Consider the following 6,267-nt stretch of genomic DNA (forward strand, 5'->3'; position numbering starts at 1 on the left):
GGCTCGACCAACGCCCAATCGTCGTCACTCAGTTCACGCCTCGCCACACGAAAGTTGTACCAGCATGGTGATCACGACTCCGTACAGGCCCTAGTACTCCAGCCGTAGATCGTGATCTTGCTGGTGGGGAGAAGGACGTCAGTCAGCGACGGCCGCTATTCCAGCCATGTCCCGTCGCGCATGATGACCCTGCCGCGTAGTTCCGGTTCGCCGCGCCAAGCGCGGACACTCTTCGGCACCACGCGCACATACAGAAAGGAGCCTTCCTCCGTACGCGGGTCCCACCCGAACTTGGCGGCGAACGCCTCGGCCGCGTCTCCGGGCACGTCCTGGTCCAGGAAGCATTCCGCCTCACCCTGGAGAAGCACGACGTCGAAGGTGTCCGGCAGCGCCAGGCGCACGCGCGGCTCCTCGCGGGCGTTCCGCGCAGTCGCGGAAGTGGCACTGGTGCACATCCACACTGCGCGCCCATCCCACATGAACCACAGTGGCACCTGGTGCGGCCCGTGATTGGGATGTGCTGTCGACACCCATACATCCCGCTCGGTGACGAGCCGTTCCAGAGTGTCGCGCCTACGCTCCGCCGCCTGGCGGCGAACAATCCCTGTGGTCTGCATGAGTGCCGACCATAGTCAGCAGGCTCAAAGCGCGCATGAGGCGAGGGACCTACGCCCGGCGACCGATGAACCCCTCAGCCTCTGACTCGGGACGGCCAGTACAGGCTGGCTGACAGACGGGTACGGCCACCGCTGATCATCGTGTGTTGTGTGGACAAACGAAGAGACGGTGGCCGCGGGTCACAGCGTAGACCCTGCCCGCTGGCACGAGGTGTTCGAGGTCCTGATGGGCCACATCCGCTGGGCCGCTGACGGTTTCGTCGGGTCACTTGTGGACGCGCCCGGTGAAGTCGGCGAGCGATCCATTCACTTGTGGGAGATCGCGCTGACGCCATAGCTCCCGCCCTGCGAGAGGTCACAGCCATGCCCCGCCCGTTCGGAGATTCGCCCTACGCGTTCACTGTCCCGCCGTCGGTCGAGGCGGTGCCAGCCGCACGAGACCGCGTTATCCACCGTGCGCAGCGACTCGGGCTGGTCCTGGATGAGGACTTGACCAACGACTTGCAGTTGCTCACAGGAGAAGTAGTCGCGAACTCTGTTACGCACACGCAGGCCGCGTGCGTGGTGTCCGTGCAGTGGACCGGAGAGCGGCTGCGCGTGGAAGTCACCGACGCGGACCCCACCTTGGTTCGGCTGTCCCAAGCCGAGGCGATGGACGAAAACGGGCGGGGTCTCTTCCTGGTTGACGCATTGGCAACCGAGTGGGGCCCACAACCCTGTACGGTGGGGAAGAAAACATGGTTCGAACTGGCAATCCCCACTTCCTCAGAGGGCACCACGGCCGTGACCGCCGCACATGCTGATGCCGCCGCAGAGGAACCGCGCCAATAACCTGTACACCTGTGCGAATCGAGCATCAAGCGGCCTGAGCTGCTCCCGCCCGGCCTCCATGCACCCTTGCGAACCGCTCTTGGCACGCCTGCGGCCTAATGAGCGGACGGGTCTCGTCGCTGCTTCGCGCTTTCCACCTGGCTGGCGCGCCATCCCCATCACTGAACGGATCCCACCTTGATCAGGTCGGCTTCCAGCCTTGTTCGTGCCTCTCGCTCAAGGGGCGCCTGCTGAGCAGGCCAACCAACCGCGTGTGACAGCGTCGGAGATATTCGGTGTCGCTGCGGGAGTTCTCGTCCTAACCTCTCCACCAACGCGATGACGGAGACAAGTAGCCCGGGTCCACGCGAGCCGAGAGAGCTGCCGGTAGCTGGGAAGGCAGCCTCGCGCCCTGCGGCGAATCCCCTCCCGAGTGCGGGGAGGAACGGCCTCACCGGAGGTCCAATGCCCCGCCGGCTGACCCCCGTGACTGGGTCGTGAAAGAGGCCACCACCTGGTGGTGAAGGCGCGGTGGCACCGCGAGTTGCCCCTTCTCGCCCGCGCTCCCAAGGGATCACGTCCTGATGACTGATCGAACGGAGCACCGGCAGGATGATCGATATCACCCTGATTCGCCAGAATCCGGCCCATGTCCAGCAGGCACTGGCCAAGCGGGCGGTCCACGTCGACGTCGACGAGTTTCTCCGGCTGGACGACGAGTACCGGCAGATGCAGGCCGAGGTGGAGCGCCTGCGCGGGGAGCGCAAGAGGATCTCCGGCGAGATCGCAAAGCGGCAGCGGATCGGCGAGGACGTGGCAAGCCTGCGCGGCGAGGCGACGGCCGTGGGCGAGTATCTGACCGCCGCCGAGACGAGGCTCACCGAACTGGACCAGGCGCGTCAGGCATTCCTCGCTCCGCTGCCGAACCTGCCGGACGCGGACGTGCCTGCCGGGGGCAAGGAGAACAACGAGGTCATCCGCGAAGCAGTACAGCGCCCAGGGTTCGGTTTCACACCCAAGGACCACGTGGAGCTCGCTCGCACGCTGGGCCTGGTCGACTACGAGCGGGGCACGAAGCTCGGCGGCAGCGGCTTCTGGATCTACCGGGGCAACGGCGCGCTCCTGGAGTGGGCGCTGCTGAATCACTTCCTGGAGGCCCATGTGCGGGACGGTTACGAGTTTGTGCTGCCGCCGCACATCCTGACCTTCGCGGCTGGGTACACGGCGGGCCAGTTCCCCAAGTTTGCCGACGAGGTCTTCGCCCTGGAACGGGGGGCCGGCGGACCGGACCGGTTCCTACTGCCGACCGCGGAGACGGCCCTGGTCAACCTGCACCGGGACGAGACACTGCCCGAGGTGGAGCTGCCACGAAGGTACGTCGCGTACACGCCGTGCTACCGCAAGGAGGCCGGCGGCTACCGCACGGCCGAGCGAGGAACCCTGCGCGGGCACCAGTTCAACAAGGTCGAGCTGTTCCAGTTCACCCACCCCGACGCCTCGGACGCCGCACACGAAGAACTCCTCGGCAAGGCGGAGGAGTTGGTGAAGGAACTGGGTCTGCACTACCGGATCACGCGCCTGGCGGCTGGTGACACCAGCGCAGCTATGGCCAGGACGTACGACGTAGAGGTTTGGCTGCCGAGCATCGAGGCGTACGTCGAGGTCAGCTCGGTGTCGAATGCCCGCGACTACCAGGCGAGGCGCGGCAACATCCGCTACAGGCCCCGGCAGGGCAAGTCGGCGTTCGTCCACACGCTGAATGCCTCCGGTCTGGCCACGAGCAGGCTTGTGCCCGCGCTGCTGGAGCAGCACCAGCGGGCCGACGGCACGGTCGAAGTACCCGAGGTGCTGCGCGAGTGGATCCCAAGCGGCGTCCTGGCAGCACGGTCGTCGGCCTGATGCTGAGCGGGCTGTCTGCCGAGCGTGAATGGGTGCGGCGCCGGTCAGAATGTCCAACCACGCCGGTCGGCCAGCCACCGCAGGGTGACCTCCCCGCACCACGTCTGGTGCTGGCGAATGTGCGGTGACCAGTCTGCTGGGGGCCGTCCGCCGTAGGTGAGGAAGAAACCGGAGAGCGCCGCCAGCGCCGCATCGAGTTGCTCGGCGGCGACTCCTCGAGAGGTGGGGTGCTGGCCGAACAGGCAGGTAGCATCGTGGCCGTCAGCGTAGGCGGTGGCGAGGAGGAGGACCAGATCGAACCAACTGGCCCCCAGGCAGGGCCAGTTCCAGTCGCAGATCCACGCGGTGCCGTCTGCGTCGATCAGCACGTTGTCCTGGCGCAGGTCGTGGTGGAGGACGGCATTTCCTGCGACGGCCTCCCGCCACCCGCTCTCCAGGCCGGCCAGCACGTCCAGGAGGTCGAGTGGCATCCAGGAGGGGAGAACGTTCGTGGGTGTGGCGCCACGGGCGAGGTTGCGCCAGTCGGCGAAGTCACCGTCTTCGCCGACTGGCCTGATGTCGGCGTGCTGGAGTCCTGCGGGTGGGGTGGAGAGTGCCTCTGCAGTGATCGTGTAGGCGTCGAGGGTGGCCGTGAGCTCGTCGGGTTTCCATGGCGTGGCGGGCAAACGGCCGCCGTCGACAGCTTCGAAGCCGAGGACGACCCATCCGTCCTGCTCCTCCATCCACCGCAGGCGTGGCGCCGGCATCTGCGCGGGGAGCGCCTGGTTGATCAACGCTTCCCGGCGGTAGCAGTCGGCGACCACAGGGTTGTCCGTACTGCGGACCGCTTTGATGAACTGAGGTCCGGACGTCCCACGGAGTACTGCGGCGAAGCCGTTGGTGAATCCGCTCCCTGCGCTGGGCCCGGCCTGTACCTCGCCCCCGAGACGGTGTGCGATGAGGCGGCGAACGTCCTGCGGGAGGTCCTGCCAGTGTGGGCGTACCGCCGTGGCGTTGTACCGGAGGCGGGGGGTGACGATCTTGGGCATGCCGTCAGGATGAGGGAACCGCACTCTCCGGCACCACGCAGTTGTCGCGTGGGCGAGTGCCAGTCCATGCGCTCACTGAGCCGCGTAGGGCTGTGTCGAGATGAGGAGCGTCCTGGTCGCTGCGGCCACCGCATGATCCTCTGTCCCTCACCCTGATGATCATCGGTGGCCGCACCCATTCCCGAACCGGCCGGCTGCCACGATCACGAACTGCGGCCGGGATGAGGCTTGGCCCAACCGGTGGCGGACACCACCTCCCGCGCGATGTCCACGACAGGTCGTTCATCCGTCACCACCCGCACGGTATCTGCGGCGGCCCGCTGGTCCAGGAGCCGCGCCTTGCGCCCGCTCCCTTCCAGCTCCTTTTCCAGCTCCGAGCCGAGTTCCCGCCCCACCAGCCGCTCGCGGGCGGTGGCATCGGAGGCGGTGAGCAGGACTCGTATGATCCGCACCCCGGCCCCCATGGCACGCTCGAACATGCCAGCCGCCTCGGGCAGCACACTCACGGTGTTCGTGTAGATCAGACGCCGGTAGCCGCGCTGGGCGAAGTTCGCCCACACGGCAGTCAGATTGCTCTCGGTGATCTCCGCGCGGTGCGGGTCCCCTGCTGGTGCTGGATGCACCTGCCCCATGAAGTCCCCCTCGATGACCGCGTGAGGGACCGCCGCGGCGCGCAGTTGCGCCGAAACCTCCCACCCCACCGTCGTCTTGCCGACGCCGGCTCGCCCGCCGATGAGCAGTACTTCAGCTTGATCCATGAGGGCAGCGTGCCAGCGCGCGACCGCGGCACGCGATGCGATTACTCGCCACCGCAGTCTGATGACAAGATCACGAGCTGAAGTGGAGCATCAGGAGAGTGTCCGTAGAGGCGGGCCTGGAGTGGCAGCTACGGGGCGGAGCATCGGCCCCGTGATGTCGACGGGTGCGTTCAAGCCGTCCAGGAGGACGATGATCCGGTCGATGTTGGTGACGCGTCGCTGCCCAGATTCCAGCATCGACAGAAAAGCCTGGCTCAGCCCTGTGAGGAGGGCCATGTCCTCCTGGCGGAGGTGGCCGTACTCTCGCACGAGTTGGCACAGCCTGCCGAAGTCCTTGTGTAACAGGGCGTCTCTGACGTCCTGGCGAGCCCATACCTGAGGTGGAACGGGGCGCGCAGGCTCTACGGCTGTCCCACTGCGAGCGCAGCCGGAACAGATGTCTTCCCTGTTGTACCGACTCAGGCGGCATCGGCAGAGGCTGCAGAGCCGGGTGCGGCTGGTTGGCATGGGGGTGCTTCTCGTGGCGCTCACGGCGATGCGCTCTGTGCCCGACGACGTTGGGGCGGCATCAGACGAGCGTCGAGATGAGTAGTCATTACCACCCATCGCATCCGTACGTGCCTTCGGGCAACTCTTGGATGCGTCGCCCCAGGTCGTTGTGCCGGGGAGCGCCGCGCTCAATCCCTGATCGGGCATCCGGTCCCTCCGATTGCCGGTGATGCCCTCAGACTGGTGCCGGTCAAGACGAAGGACCCGGACAGACTGTCCGGGTCCAATTCTTCTTGTTTCCGGGCTTTATTGATGGAACGTCAGGAGACTGCCTTGCTGGCCTCGTCTAGTACGGCTTCCCACGGGTACCGGCGCCCCGGCATCCCAGCCCGCGGCTCCGCGAGCGGCCATACCTCGTCTCCGTAGATCAACCGCACACCTGAATCGTGAAGGGCTTGGATGTGCCCTTCCCATGCGGGGTGGCGAGCGTGCGCGGCGTTCACCCGGGGCCAGACGACTACCGGGAGGTCCAGTGTTCCGATGGCTTCGTTGACCTGTGTCAACGCCTGGTTGTCTGAGCTTGGCGTTTAACCTCGCGGGTCACTCGTCCTGCTGACCTGCGGTTCTTCACGGGACAGCGGAGGCGGCCGTTCTCCACGCTTCGAG

The 6,267-nt window shown here is 66.5% G+C and carries 6 protein-coding genes; 2 read left to right on the forward strand and 4 right to left on the reverse strand.

The genetic code is table 11. The features are described 5' to 3' along the window. Positions 1 to 155 precede the first annotated feature (155 nt). Positions 156 to 617: a pyridoxamine 5'-phosphate oxidase family protein gene (locus tag ABZ823_RS30740; protein ID WP_361666163.1), complete on the reverse strand. Its 462-nt coding sequence runs from the start codon at positions 615 to 617 to the stop codon at positions 156 to 158. Positions 618 to 980: 363 nt separating this feature from the next. On the opposite strand from ABZ823_RS30740, the gene ABZ823_RS30745 reads away from it, so the two are divergent. Together ABZ823_RS30745 and serS are read left to right on the forward strand one after the other, a co-directional pair. Beyond that, positions 981 to 1,448: an ATP-binding protein gene (locus tag ABZ823_RS30745; protein WP_361666166.1), complete on the forward strand. Its 468-nt coding sequence runs from the start codon at positions 981 to 983 to the stop codon at positions 1,446 to 1,448. 591 nt (positions 1,449 to 2,039) lie between these two features. Continuing rightward, positions 2,040 to 3,326 carry a serine--tRNA ligase gene (serS, locus tag ABZ823_RS30750; protein ID WP_361666169.1) on the forward strand — a complete coding sequence of 429 codons (1,287 nt, stop codon included), beginning with the start codon at positions 2,040 to 2,042 and terminating at the stop codon, positions 3,324 to 3,326. A gap of 44 nt (positions 3,327 to 3,370) precedes the next feature. Here serS and ABZ823_RS30755 read toward each other — a convergent pair whose 3' ends face one another. From ABZ823_RS30755 to ABZ823_RS30765, 3 genes are all read right to left on the reverse strand, one after another. Continuing rightward, positions 3,371 to 4,354 carry a phosphotransferase gene (locus ABZ823_RS30755; protein WP_361666172.1) on the reverse strand — a complete coding sequence of 328 codons (984 nt, stop codon included), beginning with the start codon at positions 4,352 to 4,354 and terminating at the stop codon, positions 3,371 to 3,373. 203 nt (positions 4,355 to 4,557) lie between these two features. Then, positions 4,558 to 5,112: an AAA family ATPase gene (locus ABZ823_RS30760; protein ID WP_361666174.1), complete on the reverse strand. Its 555-nt coding sequence runs from the start codon at positions 5,110 to 5,112 to the stop codon at positions 4,558 to 4,560. 90 nt (positions 5,113 to 5,202) lie between these two features. Continuing rightward, positions 5,203 to 5,808 carry a helix-turn-helix transcriptional regulator gene (locus ABZ823_RS30765; RefSeq protein ID WP_361666177.1) on the reverse strand — a complete coding sequence of 202 codons (606 nt, stop codon included), beginning with the start codon at positions 5,806 to 5,808 and terminating at the stop codon, positions 5,203 to 5,205. Between the last annotated feature and the right edge of the window lie 459 nt (positions 5,809 to 6,267).

It is taken from the genome of Streptomyces sp. NPDC047079, from assembly GCF_040643755.1.
Taxonomy (GTDB): domain Bacteria; phylum Actinomycetota; class Actinomycetes; order Streptomycetales; family Streptomycetaceae; genus Streptomyces.